This is a genomic window from Falsiroseomonas algicola (assembly GCF_011040385.1).
Classification (GTDB): Bacteria; Pseudomonadota; Alphaproteobacteria; order Acetobacterales; family Acetobacteraceae; genus Falsiroseomonas; species Falsiroseomonas algicola.
The window spans coordinates 42848-66836 of the sequence record NZ_JAAIKB010000007.1 but is presented as its reverse complement, the minus strand read 5'-3'; the positions used below and the strand labels follow the sequence as shown (position 1 = coordinate 66836).

Annotated in this window: 25 protein-coding genes; 6 read left to right on the top strand and 19 right to left on the bottom strand. The window is 71.3% G+C overall.

Going from position 1 to position 23989, the window contains the following annotated elements; genetic code table 11:
- Nucleotides 1-184 precede the first annotated feature (184 nt).
- From eno to tpiA, 10 genes are all read right to left on the bottom strand, one after another.
- A complete protein-coding gene (gene eno, locus G3576_RS17680) occupies nt 185-1462 on the bottom strand; it encodes a phosphopyruvate hydratase (protein ID WP_164695764.1) in 1278 nt (425 codons plus the stop codon).
- Between the two features lie 82 nt (nt 1463-1544).
- Nucleotides 1545-1811, bottom strand: a complete 267-nt coding sequence (locus G3576_RS17675; RefSeq protein ID WP_164695763.1) for a hypothetical protein — start codon at nt 1809-1811, stop codon at nt 1545-1547.
- Nucleotides 1812-1892: 81 nt separating this feature from the next.
- Complete coding sequence (locus G3576_RS17670; RefSeq protein WP_164695762.1) at nt 1893-2201, bottom strand: hypothetical protein; 309 nt, start codon at nt 2199-2201, stop codon at nt 1893-1895.
- A 67-nt stretch (nt 2202-2268) separates the two neighbouring features.
- Nucleotides 2269-2574 carry a hypothetical protein gene (locus tag G3576_RS17665; protein WP_164695761.1) on the bottom strand — a complete coding sequence of 102 codons (306 nt, stop codon included), beginning with the start codon at nt 2572-2574 and terminating at the stop codon, nt 2269-2271.
- Nucleotides 2575-2627: 53 nt separating this feature from the next.
- Nucleotides 2628-2792 carry a hypothetical protein gene (locus G3576_RS17660; protein WP_164695760.1) on the bottom strand — a complete coding sequence of 55 codons (165 nt, stop codon included), beginning with the start codon at nt 2790-2792 and terminating at the stop codon, nt 2628-2630.
- 13 nt (nt 2793-2805) lie between these two features.
- Complete coding sequence (locus tag G3576_RS17655; RefSeq protein ID WP_164695759.1) at nt 2806-4443, bottom strand: CTP synthase; 1638 nt, start codon at nt 4441-4443, stop codon at nt 2806-2808.
- A 103-nt stretch (nt 4444-4546) separates the two neighbouring features.
- Nucleotides 4547-4870 (bottom strand): preprotein translocase subunit SecG, encoded by a 324-nt coding sequence (gene secG, locus G3576_RS17650; RefSeq protein WP_164695758.1) that lies wholly within the window; start codon nt 4868-4870, stop codon nt 4547-4549.
- A 46-nt stretch (nt 4871-4916) separates the two neighbouring features.
- The gene (locus G3576_RS17645) at nt 4917-5579 is read right to left on the bottom strand and encodes a nucleotidyl transferase AbiEii/AbiGii toxin family protein (RefSeq protein ID WP_164695757.1); all 663 of its coding nucleotides are present in this window, start codon (nt 5577-5579) and stop codon (nt 4917-4919) included.
- Complete coding sequence (locus tag G3576_RS17640) at nt 5579-5866, bottom strand: hypothetical protein (protein ID WP_164695756.1); 288 nt, start codon at nt 5864-5866, stop codon at nt 5579-5581. Before G3576_RS17640 ends, G3576_RS17645 begins: the two co-directional genes overlap by 1 nt.
- Nucleotides 5863-6609, bottom strand: coding sequence for a triose-phosphate isomerase (tpiA, locus tag G3576_RS17635; RefSeq protein ID WP_164695973.1), 747 nt, complete (start codon nt 6607-6609; stop codon nt 5863-5865). The genes G3576_RS17640 and tpiA overlap by 4 nt, the downstream gene beginning before the upstream one ends.
- Before the next feature lie 87 nt (nt 6610-6696).
- On the opposite strand from tpiA, the gene G3576_RS17630 reads away from it, so the two are divergent.
- The 5 genes from G3576_RS17630 to G3576_RS17610 all read left to right on the top strand — a co-directional run bounded on the left by G3576_RS17630 (nt 6697) and on the right by G3576_RS17610 (nt 12851).
- Nucleotides 6697-8601, top strand: a complete 1905-nt coding sequence (locus tag G3576_RS17630) for a peptidylprolyl isomerase (RefSeq protein ID WP_164695755.1) — start codon at nt 6697-6699, stop codon at nt 8599-8601.
- Complete coding sequence (trpE, locus tag G3576_RS17625) at nt 8598-10103, top strand: anthranilate synthase component I (RefSeq protein ID WP_164695754.1); 1506 nt, start codon at nt 8598-8600, stop codon at nt 10101-10103. The genes G3576_RS17630 and trpE overlap by 4 nt, the downstream gene beginning before the upstream one ends.
- Nucleotides 10104-10354: 251 nt before the next feature.
- Entirely contained in the window at nt 10355-11605 is a 1251-nt protein-coding gene (locus tag G3576_RS17620) for a S8 family peptidase (protein ID WP_164695753.1), read from the top strand.
- Between the two features lie 43 nt (nt 11606-11648).
- Nucleotides 11649-11873: a hypothetical protein gene (locus G3576_RS17615; RefSeq protein ID WP_164695752.1), complete on the top strand. Its 225-nt coding sequence runs from the start codon at nt 11649-11651 to the stop codon at nt 11871-11873.
- 129 nt (nt 11874-12002) lie between these two features.
- Complete coding sequence (locus G3576_RS17610) at nt 12003-12851, top strand: hypothetical protein (protein WP_164695751.1); 849 nt, start codon at nt 12003-12005, stop codon at nt 12849-12851.
- Here G3576_RS17610 and G3576_RS17605 read toward each other — a convergent pair whose 3' ends face one another.
- From G3576_RS17605 to G3576_RS17585, 5 genes are read right to left on the bottom strand one after another with little or no spacing between them, the layout of a single operon-like run.
- The gene (locus tag G3576_RS17605; RefSeq protein WP_164695750.1) at nt 12852-13172 is read right to left on the bottom strand and encodes a DUF4387 domain-containing protein; all 321 of its coding nucleotides are present in this window, start codon (nt 13170-13172) and stop codon (nt 12852-12854) included.
- Nucleotides 13172-14542 carry an acyclic terpene utilization AtuA family protein gene (locus G3576_RS32330; RefSeq protein WP_268888554.1) on the bottom strand — a complete coding sequence of 457 codons (1371 nt, stop codon included), beginning with the start codon at nt 14540-14542 and terminating at the stop codon, nt 13172-13174. Before G3576_RS32330 ends, G3576_RS17605 begins: the two co-directional genes overlap by 1 nt.
- 3 nt (nt 14543-14545) lie before the next feature.
- A complete protein-coding gene (locus G3576_RS17595) occupies nt 14546-15514 on the bottom strand; it encodes a Bug family tripartite tricarboxylate transporter substrate binding protein (RefSeq protein WP_164695749.1) in 969 nt (322 codons plus the stop codon).
- Nucleotides 15511-16878, bottom strand: coding sequence for an LLM class flavin-dependent oxidoreductase (locus G3576_RS17590; RefSeq protein ID WP_164695748.1), 1368 nt, complete (start codon nt 16876-16878; stop codon nt 15511-15513). The genes G3576_RS17595 and G3576_RS17590 overlap by 4 nt, the downstream gene beginning before the upstream one ends.
- A 20-nt stretch (nt 16879-16898) precedes the next feature.
- Entirely contained in the window at nt 16899-18110 is a 1212-nt protein-coding gene (locus G3576_RS17585) for a CaiB/BaiF CoA transferase family protein (RefSeq protein ID WP_164695747.1), read from the bottom strand.
- A 66-nt stretch (nt 18111-18176) separates the two neighbouring features.
- Between G3576_RS17585 and G3576_RS17580 the strand changes: the two genes are divergently transcribed.
- Nucleotides 18177-19205, top strand: coding sequence for a LysR family transcriptional regulator (locus G3576_RS17580; RefSeq protein ID WP_164695746.1), 1029 nt, complete (start codon nt 18177-18179; stop codon nt 19203-19205).
- Between the two features lie 25 nt (nt 19206-19230).
- Here G3576_RS17580 and G3576_RS17575 read toward each other — a convergent pair whose 3' ends face one another.
- The 4 genes from G3576_RS17575 to G3576_RS17560 form a co-directional block, all read right to left on the bottom strand.
- On the bottom strand, nt 19231-20292 hold the full coding sequence (locus tag G3576_RS17575) for an alpha-hydroxy acid oxidase (protein ID WP_164695745.1): 1062 nt from the start codon (nt 20290-20292) through the stop codon (nt 19231-19233).
- Nucleotides 20289-21524 carry a hypothetical protein gene (locus G3576_RS17570; protein ID WP_164695744.1) on the bottom strand — a complete coding sequence of 412 codons (1236 nt, stop codon included), beginning with the start codon at nt 21522-21524 and terminating at the stop codon, nt 20289-20291. The genes G3576_RS17575 and G3576_RS17570 overlap by 4 nt, the downstream gene beginning before the upstream one ends.
- A 287-nt stretch (nt 21525-21811) precedes the next feature.
- Nucleotides 21812-23017, bottom strand: coding sequence for a mandelate racemase/muconate lactonizing enzyme family protein (locus tag G3576_RS17565; RefSeq protein ID WP_164695743.1), 1206 nt, complete (start codon nt 23015-23017; stop codon nt 21812-21814).
- Complete coding sequence (locus G3576_RS17560) at nt 23014-23976, bottom strand: Bug family tripartite tricarboxylate transporter substrate binding protein (RefSeq protein ID WP_164695742.1); 963 nt, start codon at nt 23974-23976, stop codon at nt 23014-23016. The genes G3576_RS17565 and G3576_RS17560 overlap by 4 nt, the downstream gene beginning before the upstream one ends.
- Nucleotides 23977-23989 lie beyond the last annotated feature (13 nt).

The window sequence follows — 23989 nt, the reverse complement described above, 5'->3', positions numbered from 1 at the left end:
CGCGCCGCCAAGAAAACAGGAGTTTGCACCCCTGTCCAGCGAAAGAAGGTTAACCGACGCCGCCTGGAGTCCGTCAGGCGCAGATGGAAGCGCCTGACAGGCTCCAGCCTTTTGTTCTGTCGTGCGATTCACGCCTTTCGGCGATTCCGCCTCAGGCAATCGCACTCCAGCGCCGGTTCGCCCTTCAGCGGCGGAGGACGGACCGCCCGGCGTAGCGCGCGGCGCTGCCCAGTTCCTGCTCGATGCGGATCAGCTGGTTGTACTTGGCCATGCGGTCGGACCGGCTGAGCGAGCCCGTCTTGATCTGCCCGCAATTGGTGGCGACGGCGAGGTCGGCGATGGTGCTGTCCTCGGTCTCGCCGGACCGGTGGCTCATCACCGCCTTGTAGGCGGCGCGATGCGCGGTCTCCACCGCCTCCAGCGTCTCCGTCAGGCTGCCGATCTGGTTGACCTTCACCAGGATGGCGTTGCCCGTGGCGCTCTCGATGCCCCGGCGCAGGCGCTCCGTGTTGGTCACGAAGAGGTCGTCGCCGACCAGATTGACCGTCTTGCCGAGCTTGTCCGTCAGCTGCTTCCAGCCCGCCCAGTCATCCTCGGACATGCCGTCCTCGATGGAGACGATGGGGAACTTGGCGCAGAGGCCGGCGAGGTAATCGACCATCCCGGCGCTGTCGAGCTTCTTGCCCTCGCCTTCCATGTCGTAGACGCCGTCCTTGTAGAACTCGGTCGCCGCGCAATCGAGGGCGAGCATGATGTCCTCGCCGAGCCGGTGCCCCGCCTTCTCGCAGGCCTTGGCGATGAAGCCGAGTGCCTCCTCCGCGCTGCCGATATTGGGGGCGAAGCCGCCCTCATCGCCGACATTGGTGGAGAGCCCGGCATCATGCAGCGCCTTCTTCAGCTGCATGAAGACCTCGGACCCGATGCGCACCGCATCCGCGACCGTCCCGGCGGCCACCGGCATGATCATGAATTCCTGGATGTCGATCGGGTTGTCCGCGTGCTGGCCGCCATTGATGATGTTCATCATCGGCACCGGCAGGGTGCGCGCGAAGACGCCGCCGACATGGCGATACAGCGGGATGTCGAGGTCCACCGCCGCCGCCTTCGCCACCGCCAGCGAGACGGCGAGGATGGCATTGGCGCCGAGGCGGGACTTGTTCGGCGTCCCGTCCAGCTCGATCATCGTCTCGTCGATCTTGACCTGGTCGTAGGCGTCCATGCCGCCGATGGCGTCGAAGATCTCGCCCTCGACATTGCCGCAGGCCTTGCGGACGCCCTTGCCGCCGAAGCGGGTCTTGTCGCCGTCGCGCAGTTCCACCGCCTCATGCGCGCCGGTCGAGGCGCCGGAGGGAACGATCGCGCGGCCGCGGGCGCCGCTGTCCAGCACCACCTCCGCCTCCACCGTCGGGTTGCCGCGGCTGTCGAGGACCTCGCGGGCGATGATGTCGGCGATGGCGGCCATGGGGCACTCCGGGTGGGGTGGGATGGCGCGCGATTAACCTTGTGCGGGGCGCGCGGCAAGCCTGCGCGCGCTGACGCCCGCGCTATTCGCCGCCGCCGCCGCCATCCCCTCCCCCATCGGAATCGCCACCGGCATCGCCGTCGATGGAGAGGGACCCCTCCGCCGCCGCCGACTGCGTGGCCTTCACGAGCAGGACCAGGGTCCAGACCCAGGCCGAGATGAACCCCACCAGGAGCAGCGGCGAGACGTCCCTGACGAAGCCGTTGATCAGGAGGGCGGTCGCGATGCCGAACGCCATGATGCGGGGGAAGGCCTTCGGCCTGGGCGCCACCCCGGATCGCACCGCCATCGCCAAGCCCCTGCCTGCCTCGCGATGCAGGATGCAGGAACGCCGGCGCCGGCGGTACCGGCTTGCCGCGCTGGTCCGGCGCTATGCCGGATCGCCGCTCCCCCAGACGCGTCGACGGGGTGTCGCCGCCGGCGGGCGGCCATAGGCATCGCAGCGCTCCACGATGCTCAGCGGGATGGAGGTGGCGCGGGGCTGCGGGCTGGTGCGCGGCCGGCAGTAGCCCGCCAGCATCAGGTCCACCGTCGCGTTGCGGTTGACCCGTTCCACCAGGCCCCAATCGCCGGCATGGGCGGTGACGAAATCCCCGGGCTCATTCCTTCGCAGGCGCACGAAGTCGCCGGTGGCGATGGGCCGGTTGGGCGGTGCGTCTCGGGAATCGCGGGTCTGCATGCCTGCAGCAGACGCGACGTTTCCTGACAGGATGTTACCCATGCCCCGCGCGGCGCGCGGGCAGCCTTCACCGCGCCGGCCGCGTGTCCCACACCGCGTTGAAGCCGCGCCGCAGCGGCAGGCCCTGCCGGTCGCAGGGCTCCACATGCCCGCGCGGGATCGCCATGGCCCGCGCCATGGACGCGTCCTTGGGCCGGGAATACCCGGCCAGCTTCAGGTCGAGCGCGCCGCAGGGATGCACGCGCATCACCACGCCCCAGTCGCCGGGCCGCGCGCTGGCGATCGGCCCGGTCTCGGGCCTCAGCAGCCGCACGAGGTCGCCGGGCTCGAACAGGTAGGTCTCGGTCTCGCCATGGCCCTTGATGGTGCGCATGGCCGCAGCATGGAGGAGCGGCGTTAGCGGAGGGTTGATGCCCGACGCGCCCGCTACTTCCTGCCGAGTCCGCCACCCAGCAGCAGCGTGGCGCCCAACCCGACGGCGAGCGCCAGCGGCACGGCGATGGAGCCGAAGAAGGCCGCCGCCACGACCGTCAGCACCAGGGTCACCCCCGCCCCGATCCCGAGCCGCTTCAGGCGCGTCTTCTCGTCCATCCCCGCTTCCCCGTCAGACCAGCCTGGCCTGCTTGACCGCCGCGCCGATGAAGCCGCGGAACAGCGGGTGCGGCGCGAAGGGCTTGGACTTCAGCTCCGGGTGGAACTGCACGCCGATGAACCAGGGGTGGTCCGGCACCTCCACGATCTCCGGCAGGCTGCCATCGGGCGACATGCCGCAGAACTTAAGGCCGACGCCCTCCAGCTTCTCCCGGTAGGCCACGTTCACCTCGAAGCGGTGGCGGTGGCGTTCCTGGATCTCGGCCGCACCGTCATAGACCTCCCGCACCAGGGAGCCCTCCTGCAGCCGTGCCACATAGGCGCCGAGCCGCATGGTGCCGCCGAGGTCGCCGCCGGCGCTCCGCGTCTCCACCTGGTTGCCGCGGGTCCATTCCGTCAGCAGGCCCACCACCGGCTCCGGGCAGGGCCCGAATTCGGTGGAGGAGGCGCCCTTCAGGCCGACCAGGTTCCGCGCAGCCTCGATCACCGCCATCTGCATGCCGAAGCAGATGCCGAAGAAGGGCACCTTGCGCTCGCGGGCGAAGCGCACGGCCTCGATCTTGCCGCCGGTGCCGCGCTCGCCGAAGCCGCCGGGCACCAGGATGCCGTGCACGCCTTCCAGGCGCTTCAGCGTCTCCTCGTCGCCTTCCTCGAAGACCTGGCTGTCCACCCAGTCCAGCTTGACCTTCACATTGTGGGCGATGCCGCCATGGGTCAGCGCCTCGGCCAGCGATTTGTAGCTGTCGAGCAGGTTCGTGTACTTGCCGACGACCGCGATCGTGACCTCGCCCTCCGGCGCCCGGATGGACTGCACGATCTTCTCCCAGCGGCGCATGTCGGGCTCGCCGTAGAAGGAGAGGTTGAAGTGCCGCAGCACTTCGCGGTCCAGGCCCTCCGCATGATAGCTGATGGGCACGGAGTAGATGCTGTCGGCGTCATAGGCCGGGATGACCGATTCGGGCCGCACGTTGCAGAACAGCGCGATCTTGCGGCGCTCGTTCTCGGGAATCGGGCGGTCGCAGCGGCAGAGCAGGATCTGCGGCTGGATGCCGACGCCCAGCAGTTCCTTGACGCTGTGCTGCGTCGGCTTGGTCTTCAGCTCGCCGGCGGAGGGGATGTAGGGCACCAGCGTCAGGTGGACGAAGAGGCTCCGCGTCGGCCCGACCTCGTTGGCCAGCTGGCGGATGGCCTCCAGGAAGGGCAGCGACTCGATGTCGCCCACCGTGCCGCCGACCTCGACCAGGACGAAGTCGTAGCCATCGGTCTCCGCCTGGATCACGTCCTTGATCTTGTCCGTGATGTGCGGAATGACCTGGACGGTGCCGCCGAGGTAGTCGCCGCGGCGCTCCTTCGCGATCACGTCGGAATAGATCCGGCCGGTGGTCCAGTTGTCCGCCTTGGAGGCATGGACACCGGTGAATCGCTCGTAGTGGCCGAGGTCGAGGTCGGTTTCCGCCCCGTCATCGGTCACGAAGACCTCGCCGTGCTGATACGGGGACATCGTCCCCGGATCGACGTTGAGGTAGGGGTCGAGCTTGCGAAGGCGCACCTTGTAGCCGCGCGCCTGCAACAGGGCACCGAGCGACGCCGCAGCGATGCCCTTGCCGAGGGAGGAGACCACGCCGCCGGTGACGAATACGAACCGCGTCATGGACGCCCCTCATAGCGAAGCCGCGCGGGCAAGCAAAGCCACCCGCGCCTTGTGGAACCGGGAGACAGCCATGAACCCCGCGCGGGGCGCGGAGGTGGCGGGCTCAGTTGTTGGGAACGGAGGGCACGGCCGGGGCCGCGGGGACCGCCGGCGCGGTGGCCGCGGGCGGCGCCGCATCCAGGATGGACCCGCGCGGCGCCTGGCCCTTGCCGAGCATCGCCAGCACCAGCGCCAGCGCCATGAAGGCGGTGCCGAGGATGGCGGTGGTGCGCGTCAGCAGGTTGGCGGTGCCCCGCCCCGTCATGAAGCTGCCCAAGCCCTGGGAGGAGCCGATGCCGAGCCCACCCCCCTCGCTCCGCTGGACGAGGATGACCCCGATCAGCGCCAAGGTGACGAGCAGGAAGAGGACGAGGAGGACAGTGGTCATGGCGGCCCGCTTCTAGCCTGCCGCGCGCGGGAAGGCCAGCGGTGGGTTACGCGGCCGGCGCGATGCCGGCGGCCAGCAGCGGCACCACCGGGATCGCGGCCGGCAGGTCCGCCAGCGCGGCATCGAGGCGCGCAGCCGCCGCCGCATCGACCCGGCCGGGCTCCGCGATGTCGCCGCGATAGGCGAGCGCCCGTGCAGCCTCCATCACCGGGAAGCCGGGGAACAGGGCGCGGGCGGCGCCAAGGCCCTCGGCCAGCGAAAGTCCCGCAGCCAGCAGTGCGGCGATGTCCTGGTAGTCCTTCCCCTCCGCCCGCTGCAGGATGACCTTCAGCTTGTGGCCGAGCAGGTCGAGCGGAGAGGCGAGATGCAGCACGCCATCCTCGGTTGCCTCCGGAGCCCCCACGCGGCCGTTCCCAAGCCCGCCGAAGAAGGAGACGCGCACCGGCAGCCCGCGCCGCGGCACGAAGGCGGCGAAGGCGTCCGGCTGCTGGCGGATGACCGGCGCCGTGGCCAGTTCGGGCCAGGCCGCCAGCAGGCCATCGAGGTCCAGCGCCTCGCTCGCGAAGAAGTCGAAATCCACGGATTCGCGATGGCCGAGCCGCAACGCGATCGCCGTCCCGCGATACAGGACGAAGCGCCGCGGGACGAAGGCAAGGGCCGGCCAGAGGTCCCGCTGCTGCGGCGGCAGGATGTCGAGCCGCGGCTGCATCACGCCGGGATCACCCGCCCGGGGGGCGCCGCCTCCGCCGGTTCGCCGCAGCCAAGCCGCACATGCCAGAAACGCCAGGATCGCGGCGAGAGCACCCCCGGCGGCGGGTCGCGCAGGACGCCCGTGAAGGCGTCCCTCCCCCAATCCGCCAGCAGGGCATGCGCATCCTCCCAGGTGCCGTGCTCCATGACCTGGGCGATGAAGCGCCGGCGGTCGGGCAGCGCCTCCGCCGGCACGCGCCACCAGGCGTAGCGCCGCGCCAGGTCGAGAAGCGCTTCCTCCGTCACGCCGCGCGCGCGATCGCCAGGAAATCCGCCGCCGCCAGGCTGGCGCCGCCGACCAGCCCGCCATCGACATTCGGCAGCGCCAGGATGCCCTTGGCGTTCCCCGGCTTCATCGACCCGCCATAGAGGATGCGCGTCTTCGCCCCCGCCTCGCCAAAGCGTGCCGCCAGCGCCGCGCGGATGGTGCCATGGATCGCCGCGATATCGGCCTCGGTCGGCGTGCGGCCGGTGCCGATGGCCCAGACGGGCTCATACGCCACCACCCCCGCGAAGCCGTCCGGCAGGCTCTCCGCCAGCTGGCGGGAGACGACGGCCTCCGCCTGCCCCGCCAGGCGCTCAGCCTCCGTCTCGCCCACGCAGACCACGGGCACCAGGCCGGCGGCCAGGGCGGCGACGGTCTTGGCGCGGACCACCGCATCCGTCTCCCCATGGTCGGCGCGGCGCTCGCTGTGGCCGAGGATCACATGCGTCGCGCCGACGTCCCGCAGCATGGGCGCGGCGATGTCGCCGGTATGGGCGCCCTTGGTGGCGGCGTGGCAATCCTGGGCGCCCACGGCCACGGGCTGGCCCAGCATGGCGGCGGCCAGGACCTGGACATGCAGGAAGGGCGGGCAGATCAGCAGGTCCGCCGGCAGGGCCTCCGCCACCGCGCCGGCGCGCACCCCCTCCGCCAGCGCCGCGGCCTCGCGCAGCGTGCCATGCATCTTCCAATTGCCCGCGATCAGCGGCCGGACGCCCGGGGTCATGCGCATCTCCCTTTCCCAACGAGCCCCGGCCCTACAAGCCCTGGGCCGGGCTGGCAACGTGCCGTTTTCTCGGCTACCCCGACGCCCATGATCACCTGGTTCCGCAAGCTCACCCAGACCTGGGTCGCCAAGGTCCTGTTCCTCCTCCTGGTGCTGTCCTTCGGCATCTGGGGGATCGAGGACACCGTCCGCAACTTCTGGCGGGAAACCGCCGTTGTGCGCATGGAAGGCGCCAGCATCGAGGTGCCGGAAGCCCAGAACGCCGCCCGCCGCGAATTGCAGCGCGTGACCCGCCAGCTCGGCCCGAGCTTCGAGCCGGAGGAGCCGCTGCGCCGCGCCGTCGCCATGCAGGCGGTGGAGAATCTGATCGGCGAACGCGCCCAGCGGCTGGAAGCCACGCGCCTCGGCATCTCCACCCCCGACGCCGCCGTGCAGGAATACGTCTTCTCCATCCCCAACTTCCAGTCCGGCGGCCGCTTCAACCGCCTGATCCTCGACCAGTGGCTGCGCCAGAACGACATGAACGAGGCGATGTTCCTGCAACTCGTGCGGGACGACCTCCAGCGCATCCAGCTGATCGGCGCCGTGCGCACCGGCGCCATGGCCCCTTCCCTGCTGACCAACGCCATGGTGCGGTTCGAGCGCGAGCAGCGCATCGCCCAGGTCGCCGAATTCCCGCTGCTGGAAGCGCCGGAGCCGGAGCCGCCGACGGAGACCGCCCTGGCCCGCTTCCACGCCAACAACCCCGACCGCTTCTCCACCCCCGCGCTGCGGGAGGCGACGGTCGCGGTGCTGACGGCGGAAACACTGGCCGACCAGGTCGAGGTCTCCGACGCCGACCTGACCGCGGCCTATGAGGCGCGGCATTCCCAGTTCGAGACGCCGGAGCGCCGCGACCTCCAGCAGGCGCTGGTGCCGACCGAGGAAGCCGCCCGCGCCATCGCCGCGACCTGGACCGCCAACCCCGATTTCGCCGCCATCGAGCAGGCGGCGACGGCGGCCGGCGGCGGCGCGCTGTCGCTCGGCGACCTCACGCGCGCCGACCTGCCGATCGAGGCGCTGGCCACCGCCGTCTTCGCCGCCCCGGCCGGCGGCATCACCCAGCCCGTCCAGTCACCCTTCGGCTGGCACGTCATGCGCGTGGCCCGCATCACGCCCGGCAGCACCACGCCGCTGGCCGAGGTCGCGGATCGGCTGAGGCGGGAAGTCGCGCTGGAACGCGCCGGCGACCTGGCCTTCGACCGCGCCAACCGGGTGGAGGACGCCATCGCCGGCGGCGCGACGCTGGAGGAAGCGGCCCGCCGCTACGCCATGACGGTCGTGACCGTGACGCTGGACAGCGAGGGCCGCGACGCCGAGGGCCTGCCCGTGGTCCTGCCCGTGCCGCCCGCCGCGCGGCAGGAAGCGCTGCGCAGCATCTTCACCGCCGAGATGGGCCGCGCCCCGCGCCTCGCGGAACTCCGCCAGGCCGAAGGCTTCATGGCCGTGGAGCTGAAGGCCATCACGCCTCCCGCGCTCAAGCCGCTGGAGAGCGTGGCCGATGAGGTCCGCCTCGCCTTCCTCGTCGATGCCCGCCGCCGCTATCAGGAGGAGAAGGCGGCTGCCCTGCTCGGCGCCAGCCGCAATGGCGCCAGCCTGGCGGAGGCCGCCACCGCCCAGGGCGCGCAGAGCGAGCGCATGGGCCCCTTCGGCCGCCAGCCCGCCCAGGGCGGCACCCCCGGCCTGACCGTCCCGCCCGAGCTGCTGCCCGCCATCTTCGGCCTCCGCGTCGGCGAGGCGACGATGGTGCCGACCCGCAACGGCTTCGCGGTCGCGCAGCTGCTGGAGATCGTCGCCGCCGACCCGGCCGCCGACCCGGCCGCACTGGCCAATGCCCGCACCACGCTGATGGGCCAGTCGGCGGATGAGCTGGAGGCCGCCTACCAGGCGGCGCTCCGCGCCCGCGCGGCGCCGCGCATCAACCAGACCCTGATGCAGCAGGTCGTGCCATGAGTGCCGCGCCCTCCTTCGCCGCCTTCCGGGAGGCGATCGCCGCCGGCCGCGGCCAGGTGCTGTTCCGCGAAAGGGTCGCGGACCTGGATACGCCGGTGGGCGCCTTCCTGCGCCTGGTGCAGGGCCGGCCCAACGCCTTCCTGCTGGAATCGGTGGAGGGCGGCGCCGCCCGCGGCCGCTTCTCGGCGCTCGGCATGGAGCCGGACCTGGTCTGGCGCTGCCGCAACGGGCAGGCGGAGATCAACCGCCACGCCCTCTCCGCCCCCCATGCCTTCGCGCCCGATGCGGCGCCGCCGCTGGAGAGCCTGCGGACCCTGGTCCAGGCGACCCGCATGCCCATGCCGGCCGGGCTGCCGTCCATCGCCGCCGGGCTCTTCGGCTATCTCGGCTACGACATGGTCCGCCAGATGGAGCGCCTGCCGGCCAAGAACCCGGATGTGCTGGGCGTGCCGGAAGCCGTGATGATCCGCCCGACCCTGGTCGCCGTCTTCGACCATGTGCGGGATACGCTCACGCTGGTGACGCCCGTCTGGCCGGAGCCCGGGATGGACCCCCAGGCCGCCTGGGACCTGGCGAATGCCCGGCTGGATGAGGCCGAGGCGGCGCTCGACCGCCCCCTGCCCCGCCCGGCGCCGCCCGCCGCCCTGCCGCCGCCGCCCGCGCCGACCTCCAACTTCACGAAGGAGGATTTCAAGGCCGCGGTCCTCAAGGCGAAGGACTACATCAATGCCGGCGACGCCTTCCAGGTGGTGCCGTCCCAGCGCTTCTCCGCCCCCTTCGGCCTGCCGCCCTTCGCGCTGTATCGCGCGCTGCGCCGCCTGAACCCCGCGCCCTACCTCTTCTACTGCGATTTTTCCGGTTTTTCCCTGGTCGGGGCGTCGCCCGAGATCCTGGTCAGCGTCAAGCATGGGGAGGTCAAGCTGCGGCCCCTCGCCGGCACCCGTCCCCGCGGCGCGACGCCGGAGGAGGACAAGCGGCTGGAGGTCGAGCTCCTCGCCGACCCCAAGGAGCTGGCGGAGCACCTGATGCTCATCGACCTCGGCCGCAACGACATCGGCCGGGTGGCGGAGATCGGCAGCGTGCGCGTCACGCAGAAATTCCAGGTCGAGCGCTACAGCCAGGTCATGCACATCATGTCGGAGGTGGTGGGCCGGCTGCGCCCTGGCCTCGATGCGCTGGACGCGCTGGCGGCGGGCTTCCCGGCCGGCACCCTCTCCGGCGCGCCCAAGGTGCGGGCGATGCAGATCATCGAGGAGCTGGAGCCCTCCCGCCGCGGCATCTATGCCGGCGGCGTCGGCTATTTCGGCGCCGACGGGGACATGGACACCTGCATCGCGCTGCGCACCGCGCTGGTGAAGGACGGCGTCATGCATGTCCAGGCCGGGGCCGGCGTGGTGGCGGATAGCGATCCGGAAGCCGAATACCAGGAGACGCACCAGAAGGCCCGCGCCCTGTTCCGCGCGGCCGAGGAAGCGGTGCGCTTCGCGGCGCAGCGGCGGTAGGGGCGCTGCCCATCGGCAGTTCGAGCCCTACAACCGACGCCGATTATTGTTGCTGGACCATACCGTTCCGTTCTAACCCCATGAGCGGAGAGGCAGCACCGGCGTGATCGGCACCGCGCCGTGATCATCCGGGGCATGGGCAGCAGCGAAAGGCGGCGTGTGCCGGCTCGGCCGCTTGGCTGAGGCCGGCGCCAAGCCGGTGGTGAGCCATGACACTCGTATCGGATTACGCCGTGGCTGGGATCGAGGCCATGCCCAGCTTCATCCGTTTCCCCGCCGAACTGGCCTTGGCTCTCCCAGGTCGGCGATCGCCCGCCGAACGCCTGATCACCGGACTGGATCAGGGCAAGCTGATCTTCCAGGGCGCCGATATCGGCACGGCGAAGCTGTCAGCCGAAGCGGTGGAGCGACTGCGCGCCGAAGGGGCCGAAGTCTACGCTGACATCCAGTTCTCCGCGGTGGATCCGACCCCGACGGCGGAGTCGTCCTCCGTCCATTTCTGGGATGTCGCCCTTGGGGCGGCCGGCAATCATGGGTCCATGGCCGACGTCATGGATCATATCCATGCGCCCCTGGCCTGGACCAGGAGCCGCGGCCGGGGCGTTACGATCGCCATCGTGGACACCGGCATCTGCGGAACGCTGCCCGACTTTCCGGTCGATCGCCGGTCACAGGTCGATCCCGGCGGCCGGTACACGGGCCAGCATTGGGTCGACCTCATCGGGCACGGGTCGATGTGCGCCGCCATTGCTGCTGGCAGCGGCGGGTCGATCTCGCCTGGCGTGGCGCCGGAAGCAACGATCCTCGCCGCGCGTACCGACCTCACCGCGGTCGATATCGCGTCCATCTACGGGGGACTGATCAGTGCACGCCGAAGCGGCGCGATCCCGGGCCCCCTGGTGATCAGCAACTCCTGGGCGTTGTATACGTGTCAACCTCCTGACATATTGCCGCGTGATCATCCGTTCATGGATGTGATCCTGCAGGCGATCGTCGAGGGCATCGTTGTCGTGTTTGCCGCCGGCAACAATCACGGGCACCTGAAGTGTGGATACCGCTGCGACGCCGATGGCCCCAACAGCATCTGGGGCCCCAACTCCCACGATCGCGTCCTCTCGGTCGGTACCGTGGATCGGCTGGAAAGCAACCGGACACCCGGCACCGATCACTGCAATTCAAGCCGCGGACCCGGCGAATGGGCCAGCCGCCGGCCGAAGCCGGATTGTGTTGCGCCAACCTATGGTAGAGTCGTATGGGGTTGCGAGACGCGGGATATGCCGTGGTGGGGCACAAGCGGAGCCTGCCCGCAGGTGGCGGGACTAGCGGCGCTGCTCCTTTCACAGTCGCCCGAACTCAGGGTGGATGACGTGCATTCACTTGTCCTTGATGGTTGCCGTGCGATCCCCGGGGGCCCGAACTGCGTTGGCAGGGGCATCATCGATTGCGAGGCAAGCATGCGCCTTCTGGCGAACAGGCTCGTGAACGGGACCCCGGTCAGGTGATGCCCGCGGCGCACAGCGATCGCGTCCAGACTGGAGCCGGCTCATGAGCCTCATCCTGAAATTCCCGGACGCCAGCCGGCGCGCCGAGTTCCTGGACGTCGTGAAGACCCAGCGGCCGGAACTGCTCCAGTTCCTCGAACCCAGCGCGATCCTCCCCCATCTGATGGCGCGAACGGACCCTGCGGCCGATGCCTGGCTGCGAGCCCGTGCCGACGGCTACGGGAAGGCGTTCGCCGACGTGCAGTTTCGAACGCTCGCCACCTCCTGACCACGACCGACCAGGCCCTCCGAACCACGCCGGTTCCGCCGCGTTCGATGTCGGCAGAGTCGGAACGTCATCTTGCCTCCTCGTATCGAATGGTGTTGCCCGCCGCGCCGCCATGGCATAGGCGCACGCATGGTCGCCCTGACCCGCCGCGCCGCCCTCTTCGCCATGCCGGCCCTCGCCTCCTGCGGCGCCGGGCCGCGGCCGGGCGTGGTGGGCGGCATTCCGGCGGGGGAGATGGCGGTCCCGCGCCTCGCCGCCCTCTCGGCCCATGGCACCCTGCCCGGCGAGCCCGATGCCGCGATGCGCTGGACCGCCATCCCCGCCGGTGCCACGCAGTTGCGCATCGTCATCCACCTCCACGGCTTCAGCGCGCCCAACGAGCCGCTGCGCCTGGTGCAGGGCCGGCTTCCCGGCAGCGGCCTGGTGCTGCCCGCCTCGCCCCCCACCATCGCCATCCTCCCCCGCGGCCGCCCCGTGCCCGGCCGCCCCGGCGCCTTCGACTGGCCCGCCATGGGGGTACCCGGCGGGCTGCAAGCGATCGTCGAGGAAGCTCTCGCCCCCTTCGGCCCTAGGCTGCCGGCGCCGACGCAGCTGATCCTCACCGCCCATTCCGGCGGCGGCTCCGGCCTGGCCCGCATCCTGGAAACCAGCCTCCGCGGCGCGCTGCGCGTGGATGAGGCGCATCTCTTCGACGCGCTCTATGGCGACCACGGCCCCGTTCTGCGCTGGGCGCGCGCGCGGTCGCAGGACATCCGCCCCGGCGTGCCGCTGCCGGCGCTGGCCGTCATCGCCCGCCCCGGCACGGCGACGGAAGCACCGTCACGCCGCCTCGCCGCCGGGCTCGGACAGGCAGGCCTCGGCGCGCCGCGCTTCCGCGTGCTGCTGACCAGCGCGCCTCACAACGACATCCCGCGACTCTTCGGCCCGACCCTGCTGGCCGATGCCGCGGCGCCGCTGCCGGCGACCTTCCTCGCCTGATCAGGCGGGGTTGATTGGGATCTCCACCTCCAGCAGCGGCGCGTGCTGCTGCGCGCCATAGACATCCGTGTCCCCGAAATCCCCGGCCGGGACCAGGCGCGGCAGCGTCGCCTTGAAGGCGGAGGCGGTGTCATAGGGCGTGAACAGCACATCCGCCTCCGCCACATTGTAGAGCCGCGCGAAGAGCGCGGCGTTCAGCACACCGGTCGCCTTCACCTGCCGGTAGACCGCCGCATCCTCGAACAGCACGTCGATGGTCAGCATGAAGGGGCCGGCATTCTTGCTCTTGCAGATCTGCGCGATGTCGCGAAGCCGGGCCATCAGCCGACCCTCTCATGCTCGATGGGGAACATCTCATAGGGATCGTCCGGCGCCACCGTGTGGAAGACGCTGAAGCGATAGAGCGGGCCGAGCGCGATATCCGAGGGCGAGAAGGGAAACGCCATGTTCCCTTCCTTGCAGAGCCGGCCCTTGAAGTCCGCATGCAGCAGGCTGGTCCGCGCCATGGCGAGGACCGCATTCGCCACCTCCTGCGTCTCCGCCAGCACCTCCACCACGAAGCCGAGTTCATGCGGCTGAGCGCCCTGCACGATCTCCCGCGCCCCCATCACGCCATCGCGCCCGATGGTGCGGATCGCCATCTTCCAGGCGGAGGCCGGCACGCCGAAATCCGCCGCCTTGGCCTCCACCTTCGCGCGATGGGTGGCGAGATACTCGTCGATCTGCGCGATCAGCCCGGGGTCGCGCGTGCCGCAGAGCGTGATGGCGCGGTAGCCCGCGAGTTCCACGCCCTCCAGCTTCACCGTGTAGGTGTCGGCGGGATGCCAGGTCATGCCGCTGACGCGGACGATGCGATCGGTCACCGCCTCGAACCGCACCGCGGAGGTATCCAGCAGCCCGCCGGGCTCCGTGTGGTGGATCGGGCTCGCATTCTCATGCAGCGCGAAATTGGCGACGGAAAGCGGTGTGCAGCGGCGGATCGGGTTGGGCGGCTCGCAGACCAGGTGGTCGGGATGCACCGTCACCAGCAGGCAGTCCGGCTCCTTCGGCGTCGTCGGCTCCGCGCCGCATTCCAGCATCTTGCCGGCATACCAGCAGGGTGCCGGCGGCAGCCCTGCGCGCATCGCCGGCGCCACCCATTGCGCGGGGTCGCTGCTGCGCCCCGCCAGCACCACCTGCGCGCCCTGGTCCAGCGCACGGGCGATGGGCTCCGGCCCCATCATGCCGACGATGCGGGTGGCGCGGTCGACCGTCGCCTCGTCCAGCGCCGGCAGCTTCGCCAGCGCCTTGACCCGCCCTTGCCCGACGCGGCGCTTCAGCACCGCGCGATCGGCCTCCGCATGGATCAGCGCCATGGGGAAGCTCAGCCCCTCCTCCCGCGCGATCTCCCGCACCAGCGCGGCCGTGTCCTGCAGATGGGGCTCCCCGCCCGCACCGCCGGAGGTCCCGATGATGCAGGGGATGCGCGCCGCCACCGCCGCCTGCAGCATCAGCCGCAGGTCGCGCTTGACCGAGAGGCGGGAGCAGAAATTGGTCCCGGAGCCGAGATAGTGCGGCCCAGGATCCGTGCTGCCCCCGTCGCAGCCGATCACCTGCGGGTTGCGGGACATGCCGATGCGCAGCGATTCCTCGGCGAAGCCGTAGCCGAGGATGCCGCTGGTCGACAGCATGGTGTAGCCGGTGGTGCTCATGCGTCAGGGCTTCGGCAACAGGCCGGCGCGCGCGGCCTCGGCCCAGAGCTGCTCTTCCCGCACCAGGGTGCGGGCCAGCGCGGCCAGGTCCATCGGCGCCGCATCCACCGCCAGGCTGCGCAGCCGCGCCTGCATGGCGGGCGTCGCGGCGATCTCGTTCAGCGCCGTGTTCAGCTGCACCGTGATCGCCTCCGGCAGTCGCGCGGGACCGAACAGCCCGAACCAGCCATCGAACTCCACATCCGGCACGCCGCCTTCCCGCAGCGTCGGCACATCCGGCATGGTCGCCGAACGCTGCGGGGAGCTGACGGCGATGATCTTCATCCGCCCGCCCGGCAGCAGCCCCATCGCGGTGGCCGGGCTGCCCCAGGCCAGCTTGAGGTGCCCGCCGGTGAGGTCGCCGAGATAGGCGCCGCTGCCGCGATAGGGCACTTCCGTCAGCTGCAGCCCCGCCGCCTGCGCGAAGCGGTTGGCGGTGTAGGAGGATTGCGCATCCGACGTCGCATGGGCGAGCTGCCCGGGATTGGCGCGGGCATAGGCGATCAGCCCCGGCAGGTCGCTGAAGGGCGCATCGACATTCATCATCAGCACCAGCGGGTAGCGCGCCATCAGCCCGATCGGCGTGAAGTCCGTGGCCGGGTCGAAGGGCAGGCGCGCCACCATCTGCCGGTTCATGACATGCGTGCTGGTGACGGCGAGCAGCGTGTAGCCATCGGGCGCGGATCGCGCGACCGCATCGGTCCCCACCACGCCATTGGCGCCGGGCCGGTTCTCGACGACGAAGGTCTGGCCGAAGCGCTGGCCCAGCGCCTCGGCGAAGGCGCGCGTCGTGATGTCCGTGCCGCCGCCCGGCGCATAGGCGACGACGATGCGCACCGGCCGCGCGGGCCAGGCTGCCTGCGCGAAGGCCCGCGGCGCCGCGAGCGTCAGCGCCATGCCGCCCAGCAGGCGGCGTCCGATCTTCTGATTCATGAATTTCCTCCCTTCCATGCGCCGATTCCCGGCCTTGGCAGTCCCAGATTCTCGCGCAGCGTCGCGCCCGCGTAGTCACGGTGATAGAGGCCGCGCCGCTGCAACTCCGGCACGACGAGCCGCGAGAAATCCTCGAAGGAGCCGGGATATTGCGACGCGACGAGCACGAAGCCGTCGCAGGCGCGACCCTCGAACCACTCCTCCATCTGGTCGGCCACCTGCTTCGGCGTGCCGGTGAAGTTCGGGAATTCGCGCGTGGTGCCGCGGCCGGAGAAGCTGACGAAATCGCGCACCGTCGGGTTGGGCTTGCCGCTGAGCTGCACGACGCGGTCCTTGAAGCCGCCCCAGGACAGGCGCTTCAGCTCCTCATCGGTGAACTCGCTGTCCATGTCCTTCGAGGCGAAGTCGAAGTTCAGCGCTTCCGACAGCAGCACCACGGCATCGACCGGCTTGGCCAGCGCCTCCGTGAAGGCGCGCTTGTCTTCCGCCTGGGCGCTGGTCTCGGCGACATTGACGTAGCAGGCGGGCGCGACCGCGACGCTGTCGGGGTCCCGCCCCGCTTCCGCCACCGCCGCCTTCAGCTCCGCATACTGCTTCTTGCCCGCGGCGAGGTTGGGATAGACGACGAAGATCAGCTCCCCCCAGCGCCCCGCGAAGCGGCGGCCGCGGCCGGACTGCCCGGCCTGGATCAGCACGGGATGCCCCTGCGCGCTGCGCGGCACCGGCAGCGGGCCGTGGGTGCGGAAGAACTTCCCTTCATGCTTCAGCGCATGGACCTTGTCGCCGTCGGCGAAGCGGCCGCTTTCCTTGTCGAGGATGATCGCGTCATCCTCCCAGCTGTCCCAATGGCCCATGACCGCTTCCATGAACTCATCCGCGCGGTCGTAGCGGAGGTCATGCGCCAGATGCTCAGTGCGGCCGAAATTCGCGGCCTCCGAATCATTCAGCGAGGTCACGACATTCCAGGCCGCGCGGCCGCGCGACATCAAATCGAGCGTGGCGAAGAGGCGCGCGACGTGGAACGGCTCGTAATAGGTGGTGGAATAGGTGCCGCCGAGGCCGAGCCGCGTCGTCGCCGCCGACATCACCGCCAGGATCGTGGCGGGATCCATCTTCACCACGCGGATGCCGTTTTCCACCGCCGCACGGTGGTCGCGGCCATAGATGTCGGGCATGGCCAGGCGATCATCGAAGAAGGCGAGGTGGAACTTCCCCTCCTCCAGCACCCGCGCCACCCGCGTGAAATGGTCGGGGCCGAGATAGTCGGTGGAGGCGGCGGGATGCCGCCAGGACCCCGGGGCGATGGAGCAGTTCTGCGCCTGCAGGAAGCCCACCATCTTGATCGTCCGGCCCTTGGTGGCCATGCGCTTCTTCCCTTCTCAGTCTAGATGACGCCATTGCCGCGCAGCGCAGCAATGTCGCGCAGTGCCAGGCCGAGCCATTCGCCCAGCACGGCATCGGTATCGGCCCCGCGGCCACGCCCGGCATGGCGCAGCGTCGCGGGTGTCTCGGTCAGCCGCGGCACGGGGGCGGGCAGCACCAGCTCCCCGGCGCGCTCATCCAGGATGCGCAGCAGGTTGCCGCGCTCCGCGATGTGCGGATCGGCGAAGATGTCGGCGATGCTGTTGATCGGGCCCCAGGGCACTTCCGCCGCGTCGCAGGCCGCGCCCAGCTCCTCCATCGTCATGGTCGCGGCCCAGTCGGCGACGATGCCGTTCACCTCCGCCCGCCCGGCGATGCGCTGCTTCGTCGTGGCGTAGCGATCGGGCGCCGCGAGCTCCGGCCGCCCCATGCCGTGTGCGAGGCGCGCGAAAATCTTGTCGCTGGTGCAGGCGATGGCGACCCAGCGCCCTTCCTTCGTCTGCCAGTGGCCGTGCGGCACCACGGTCGGCACATCGGCGCCCATCCGCTCCCGCACCGTGCCGTTGCGGGCATAGGCAGGCGCCGTCTCGTCCAACAGGCGGAAGACGGATTCATAGAGGCCGATATCGACATCCTGCCCCCGCCCCGTGCGTTCCGCGACGCGCAGCGCCATCAGCACGCCGACCGCGCCCCAGATGCCGGAGAGGTAGTCGGCCAGCGAGGTCGATCCCGGCACCACCGGCGGCCCATCGGCCTCCCCGGCCAGGTAACTGAGGCCGCCGAAGCCATGCGCCACGCGCGCGAAGCCCGGCAGGCCGCGCTTCGGCCCCGTCTGGCCATAGGCGCTGACCCGCAGCACCACGAGCTTCGGATTGATCTCCCGCAGGCTGTCCGGCGACAGGCCCCATTTCTCCAGCGTGCCGGGCCGGAAATTCTCCAGCAGCACGTCGGATTGCGCGACCAGGCGGCGGAACAGCGCCGCGCCCTCGGGGTGGCGCAGATCAAGCGTCATGCACTGCTTGTTGCGGGCCTCGCTCAGCCAGGCCAGCGTGTCGCCGCATTCGGTCGGCGTGCCGAAGGCGCGCATCGGGTCGCCCATGGCGGGATGCTCGATCTTCAGCACGGTGGCGCCGAAATCGCCGAGGATCGTGCCGGCGAAGGGCGCGGCGAGGAAGGTCGCGATATCCAGCACCTTCACGCCCGCCATGGGCTGCGGCCTCGCCGTCTCCGTCATGTCACCTCCCACCTCGACCTTCGCACCCGTCACTGTCACGATCCCCTGCCCCATTCGGCGCGCGCGATGTCGGTCAACCTCAAGCTGCTCAACGCCTTCCTGCTGATCGCGGAACACGGCAGCTTCCGCCGCGCGGCGGAGCTGTCAGGCCGTTCGCAATCCGCGCTCTCGCTGCAGGTGCGGGAGCTGGAGGGGCAGCTCGGCGCCTCGCTCTTCCACCGCACCACGCGCAGCGTCTCCCTCACCCGCGAAGGCCAGGCGCTGCTGCCGCATGCCCGCCGTGCGATCGCGGAGATGGAGGCGGGGCTCCGCCAGGTGCGCGCCGCCGCCGGCATGCAGGGCGGCATGATCTCGCTGGGCTGCCCGCCGCATATCGCGGAACGCGCGTTGCCCGCGCTGCTCGCCCGCTTCCACGCCGCCCATCCCGGCGTCGCGCTGCGGATCCGGGAGATGCCGCAGGCCGAGGTGCTGGAAGGCATCAGGCGACAGGAGCTGGATTTCGGCATCGGCCCACGCCCCGCCAATGCGCCGAGCCTGACCTTCCTGCCGCTGATGGAGGAGGAGATCCTGGCCCTCGCCCCCGCGGGCACGGCCGGGCGCGACGGCAGCATCACGCTGGCGGCGCTGGGGTCGCTGCCGGTCATCATCACCTCCGGCACCAACTCCATGCGCGCCATGGTGGAGGAGGCCGCCGCCAGCATCGGCGTGTCCTTCCAGTTGCGGTGCGAGGTGCAGACGCCGGAGACGGCGATCGCGCTGGCGGCGGAGGGGCTCGGCGTGGCGATCGTGCCGCAGCTCGCCCTCGCGGGCCGGCGCGTACCGGGCCTCGCGGCGCTGCGCATCACCGATCCGCCACTGCTGCGGGAAGTCGGCATCGTGCAGCTGCGCGGCCACCGGCTCTCGCCCTCCGCCGCCGCCTTCCAGGCGCTGCTGCGGGCGAGCTTCCCCTCCATGCCGATGATGGGCGCGACGACGCCCCTCGAGCCCGGCGACTGCGCCAAGACCATTTCCTCCGAACCCGCCCGCTCCGTGGCGCTGGCCGGATCAAAGCCCGCCGGCCGGCGTCACGGCAAACGAGTTTCGGCGAGCGATTGATCGCTTTTCCGAATTGGAAAGGCGGTCAATCCAGCAGCGCGGGGGTGATGGCGCCGAGCCTGTCCACGCCCGCGAGGCGCATCGCGGTGGCGAGTTCCGCCGCCAGCCGGTCCAGCATCGCCTGCACTCCATCGGCTCCGCCGCTTGCCAGCGCCCAGGCGGCGGGCCGGCCGACCAGCACGGCATCGGCGCCGGCGGCGAGCGCCTTCAGCACATCCTCGCCCCGCCGTATGCCGCCATCCATCAGCAGGGGCACGCGGCCGCGGACCGCATCCGCCACGCGCGGCAGCGCCGCGAAGCTGGCGGGATGGCTCTCCATCTGCCGGCCGCCATGGTTGGAGACGATGACGCCGCAACCCATCGCCGCCGCCCGCGCCGCGTCATCGGGGTGCAGGATGCCCTTCAGCACCACGGGCAGTCCTTCCCGCTGCAGCGCCTCGATATCCCGCCAGGTCGGCGCGGGGTCCGTGCCGCCCTGCAGCGGCCGCGCATAGCCGGGCCGGTCATTGCCGTTGCCGCGCGCGGGGTCGGGCGCGAAGCCGTTCGCGATGTCCCGCTCCCGCCAGGCGGCGACGGGGGCAGAGAGCGTGACCACCAGCGCGCCGTAGCCGGCCGCCCGGGCCCGCGCCGCCAGGTCGCGCGTCGCGCCGCGATCGGCCTGGAGGTAGATCTGCATCCAGCGCGGCGCGCCGGGCGCGGCCGCGGCCACCGCCTCCAGCGACCGCGTCGCCACCATCGGCACGATGAACAGCGCCCCGCCGGCACCGCGTGCCGTCGCCGCTTCAGCCTCGGGGTGCATCAGCCCATGCAGGCCGAAGGGGGCGATGCCGATGGGATGCGGCAGGTCGATTCCCGCCAGGCGCAGCCAAAGCTCCGCCTGCCCGGCGCCGGTCAGCAGGCGGGGGGTGATCGTCGCGGCTTCCAGCGCCGCACGGTTCCGGCGCAGCGCCGCCTCCCCGCCCGCGCCGCCGGCGATCCAGTCCGCCACGCCGCGCGGCAGCACCCGCGCGGCCTGCTCCTCCGATGCCGATACCGGCGCGGCCGCCAGCATCCCGCCGGCGAGCACGGCGCGGCGCGGCGCCTTCACCCCCCTTCCTCCGGCCAGCAACGCGCGACCGTCTCCGGGTCCACCCGGCGCTCCGCCGGCGTGGCCAGCAGCGCCGCCAGTGCGCCCTCGGGCCAGGGGACCACGTAGTGGGACCAGTCCGTGTCGGTGAAGACGGATTGCGCCGCGGCTTCCGGCAGGGTGCAGCCGCGGCTCGGCGCCCAGGGCTCGTTGAACAGGATGGAGGCCTCCATCGCCTGACCCAGCGCGGCGACGCCGAGCAGCCCCGCGAGCATGGTCCGCCGCCAGCCCGGCGCGGCGTGCAGCAGCGCCATCGCCGCCGCCACGGCGAGGCAAGCCAGCGCCGCGATGCCGCCGCGCATGGTCATCTCATTGCCCGGCCCGAAGACATAGAGCGGCAGGATCGCCAGCAGCCCGACCGCGACGGCCAGCAGCCGGGACGTCGCCAGCAGCCGCACGGCCAGCGCCACCGCGCCGACCTCCACCAAAAGGAACAGCAGCAGGCGCGGCAGGCTGTCCCAGCCATGGACGCTGAACAGGAAGCCATGCGGGATGGAGGAGGACCCGGCCATCAGGAAGAGCCCCGCCGGCACCACCAGCGCGACCGACAGCCAATTGGCCGGCCCCGCCAGCGCGGCCCGGATCATCGGCCATCCCCCCAGCAGGAAGGCCGCCCCCGCCAGCACGCCCGCCCCCAGCGCCGAAAGCGGCGCCCAGACCGCCGCCGCCGCCAGCGGCAGCCCCGCCACCGCCGCAAAGCGCGGCATCCTTCCGTGACGCAGCAGCAGCAGCGCCGGCAGCCAGGCCGGCAGCGCGTGGTTCGGCACCCAGAGCAGCAGCGTCACATGGCCGGAGAACTGGAACTCCCGCGCCCACCATTCCCCGCCCCGGCCCCAGTAGCTGGCGATGCCCGCGCCCTCGACCCCGTCCAGCCAGAGGTTCGGCAGCAGGTCGAGCCCGCCGAAGGTGACGAAGACCAGCGCCAGCACCAGCGCCGCGTGGCGCCGCCCCGGCAGCACATCCCGCGCCAGCGCCGCCAGCAGCGCCAGCACGAGGAAAAGGCCCAACGCGGTCCAGAGGAACAGCGCGAATTGTGCCAGGCCGACACCGCCCAGCCGCCCGACCAGCGCCGCCGGCATGTAGTAGCCAAGCGGCGCGCGCAGCAGCCAGGCGAGGTCGCCGATGGCGTAGAGCACCGGCCAGGGACCGGTCGCGAGGTCATGCAGCACCGCGTCCCGGATCTGCCAATCCATCGCGGCGTAGAGCCAATGATGCGTCCCGCTCGCCCCGAAGCCCCAGGCCAGCGCGGCAAGGCCGCAGGCGAGCGTTGCCCGCCGCGACAGCGGCCAGGCATGCCGCCACCCCGGCGCCAGGGCGAAGGCCGCCCCACCCGCCGCGAGGCTCAGCAGCGCCCAGCGCCATTCGAGAAAGCCGCCAGCGAAGATCAGCGCCGGCAGCAGCAGGTAAGCCGTGGTGGCAAGAAACAGCCGGTCCGGCGCCGCGCGGGCCAGCGCGGCGTCGAGGTCGATCCTTCGGTGGCCTAGGCCCGGCTTTCCCGCACGCTCGCCCGCTTGCGCGTGTCCGGCTGCAGCGCCGTCCCCAGCCCCGGCCCCTGCATGGGCAGGCAGTAGCCCCGCTCCACCCGCGGCAGCACCGTCACCAGATCCCGGTACCAGGTGGCCAGCGTCGCCCGCACCACCTCCTGGAAGATCGCCGTCGCGGCGTGCAGCGCGAAGTGGAGCGACGCCACCAGCGTCACCGGCCCCGTGCAATCGTGCGGCGCCACCGGCCGCGCCCAGGCTTCCGCCATGGCCGCGATCTTCCGCGCCTCCGTCAGCCCTCCGCACCAGGTCAGGTCCACCATGACGATGTCGGTGGCGCCAGCCACCAGAAGGTCCCGGAACGCCACCTTGCCGCCGAGGGTTTCACTGGCGCAGATCGGCACGCCCGGTGCCATGCGCCGCAATTCGGCCAGCGCCGCCGTGTCATCCATCTTGAGGATCGGGTCCTCCACCCAGAAGGGCCGGATGGGCGCGAGCGCGTTGCAGATGCGCGATGCCGCCGGCAGCGACCACATGGAGTGCAGCTCCGCCATCACCTCCATCCGGTCGCCCACGGCGGCCCTGATCTTCTCGAAGAGCTCCATGCCCTTGTTCAGCGCATCGAGGTTGATGAGCTGCCCGCCCGATTCCGCCGCATGGATGTCGAAGGGCCAGATCTTCATGGCGGTGAACCCTTCCTCGAGCAGCGAATGCGCCAGCTCGTCGGGGGCGTTCATGAAGGCGACCTGGTCGTCATAGGGGCCGGCGCGATCCTCCGCGCCCTGCACCTCCCGCCGGTTGGGGCGGGAATTGTAGTCGTAGCCCGCGCAGGTGTTGTAGGCGCGGATGCGGTCGCGGGAGAGGCCGCCGAGCGCTTCATGGACGGGCACGCCGAGCCGCTGCCCCGCCAGATCCCACAGCGCGATATCGACGGCCGAGGCCGCACGCATTTCGGCGCTGGAAGCCCCGAAGCCGACATAGGGCGTCATCAGGAAGCGATGGTGCCGCTCGATGTCCCGCGCATCGCGGCCCAGCAGATAGGGCGCGACGAGGTCATGGATCTGCCCCTCCACCGCCGCGGCGCCCCGGAACGCCTCGCCAAGGCCGGTGAGGCCTTCCGCCGTCTCGATCTCCACCCAGCAGAGATTGGCGCGTTCCGGCACCCGCAGCGTGCGGACGCAGGTGATCTTCGACGAAGCGCTCATTCCGCGCGGATCCCCTGCTTGCGAACCACGTCGGCCCAGCGCGCGACTTCGCCGCGCATATAGGTGTCCATCTGCTCCGGCGTGCCGCCCAGCACGACGACGCCGAGTTCCGCGAGCCGCCGCCGCACCGCCTCATTCTCCAGCGCGCGGCCGAAGGCGGCGTTCAGCGCGGCGATGGCGGGGGAAGGCGTGCGCATGGGCGCGAGAAAGCCGAACCAGCTGTCGATCGCCATGCCCTCCACGCCCTGTTCGGCGAAGGTCGGGAGGTCCGGCAGTTCCGGCAGCCGCGCCGCGGAGACCGCCGCCATCGGCCGCACCGCGCCGGCGCGGATATGCGGCAGGATGGAGGGGAGATTGTCGAAGAAGACGTCGATGCGCCCCGCGATCAGGTCGGTCGTCGCCGGCCCCGATCCGCGATAGGGCACGTGCTGCATCTCGATCCCCGTGAGCGACCGCAGCAGTTCCGGTCCGATGTGGTTGGAGGCGCCGACGCCCGACGACCCATAGGTCAGCGCCCCCGGCCGCGCGCGGGCCAGCGCCAGCAATTCCTGCACGTTCTGCGCCGGCAGGTCGCGCCGCACGCTCATCACGTTGCGCACCGCGCCGGTCAGGATGACGGGCGCCAGGTCCCGCAGCAGGTCATAGCCCGGATTGGCGTAGAGCGAGGGGTTCGCGCCGCAGGGACCGAAGCTGCATTGCAGGATGGTCGTGCCATCCGCGACCGCGCGCGCGACCTCGGCGGCGGCGATGTTGCCGCCGGCCCCGCCGCGGTTCTCCACAACCGCGCCGCGCGGCAGCAGCGGCCCCGCGGCCTCCGCCAGCACCCGCGCCATGATGTCGCTGGTGCCGCCCGGCGGCGCGGGCACGATGATGCGGATCGGGCGCTCCGGCAGATCCGCCGCCGCCGCGGGCAGCACGAACAGCAGCGCGGAGAGCGCGCCCAGCAGGCGTCGCTTCATGACACGTTTCCTT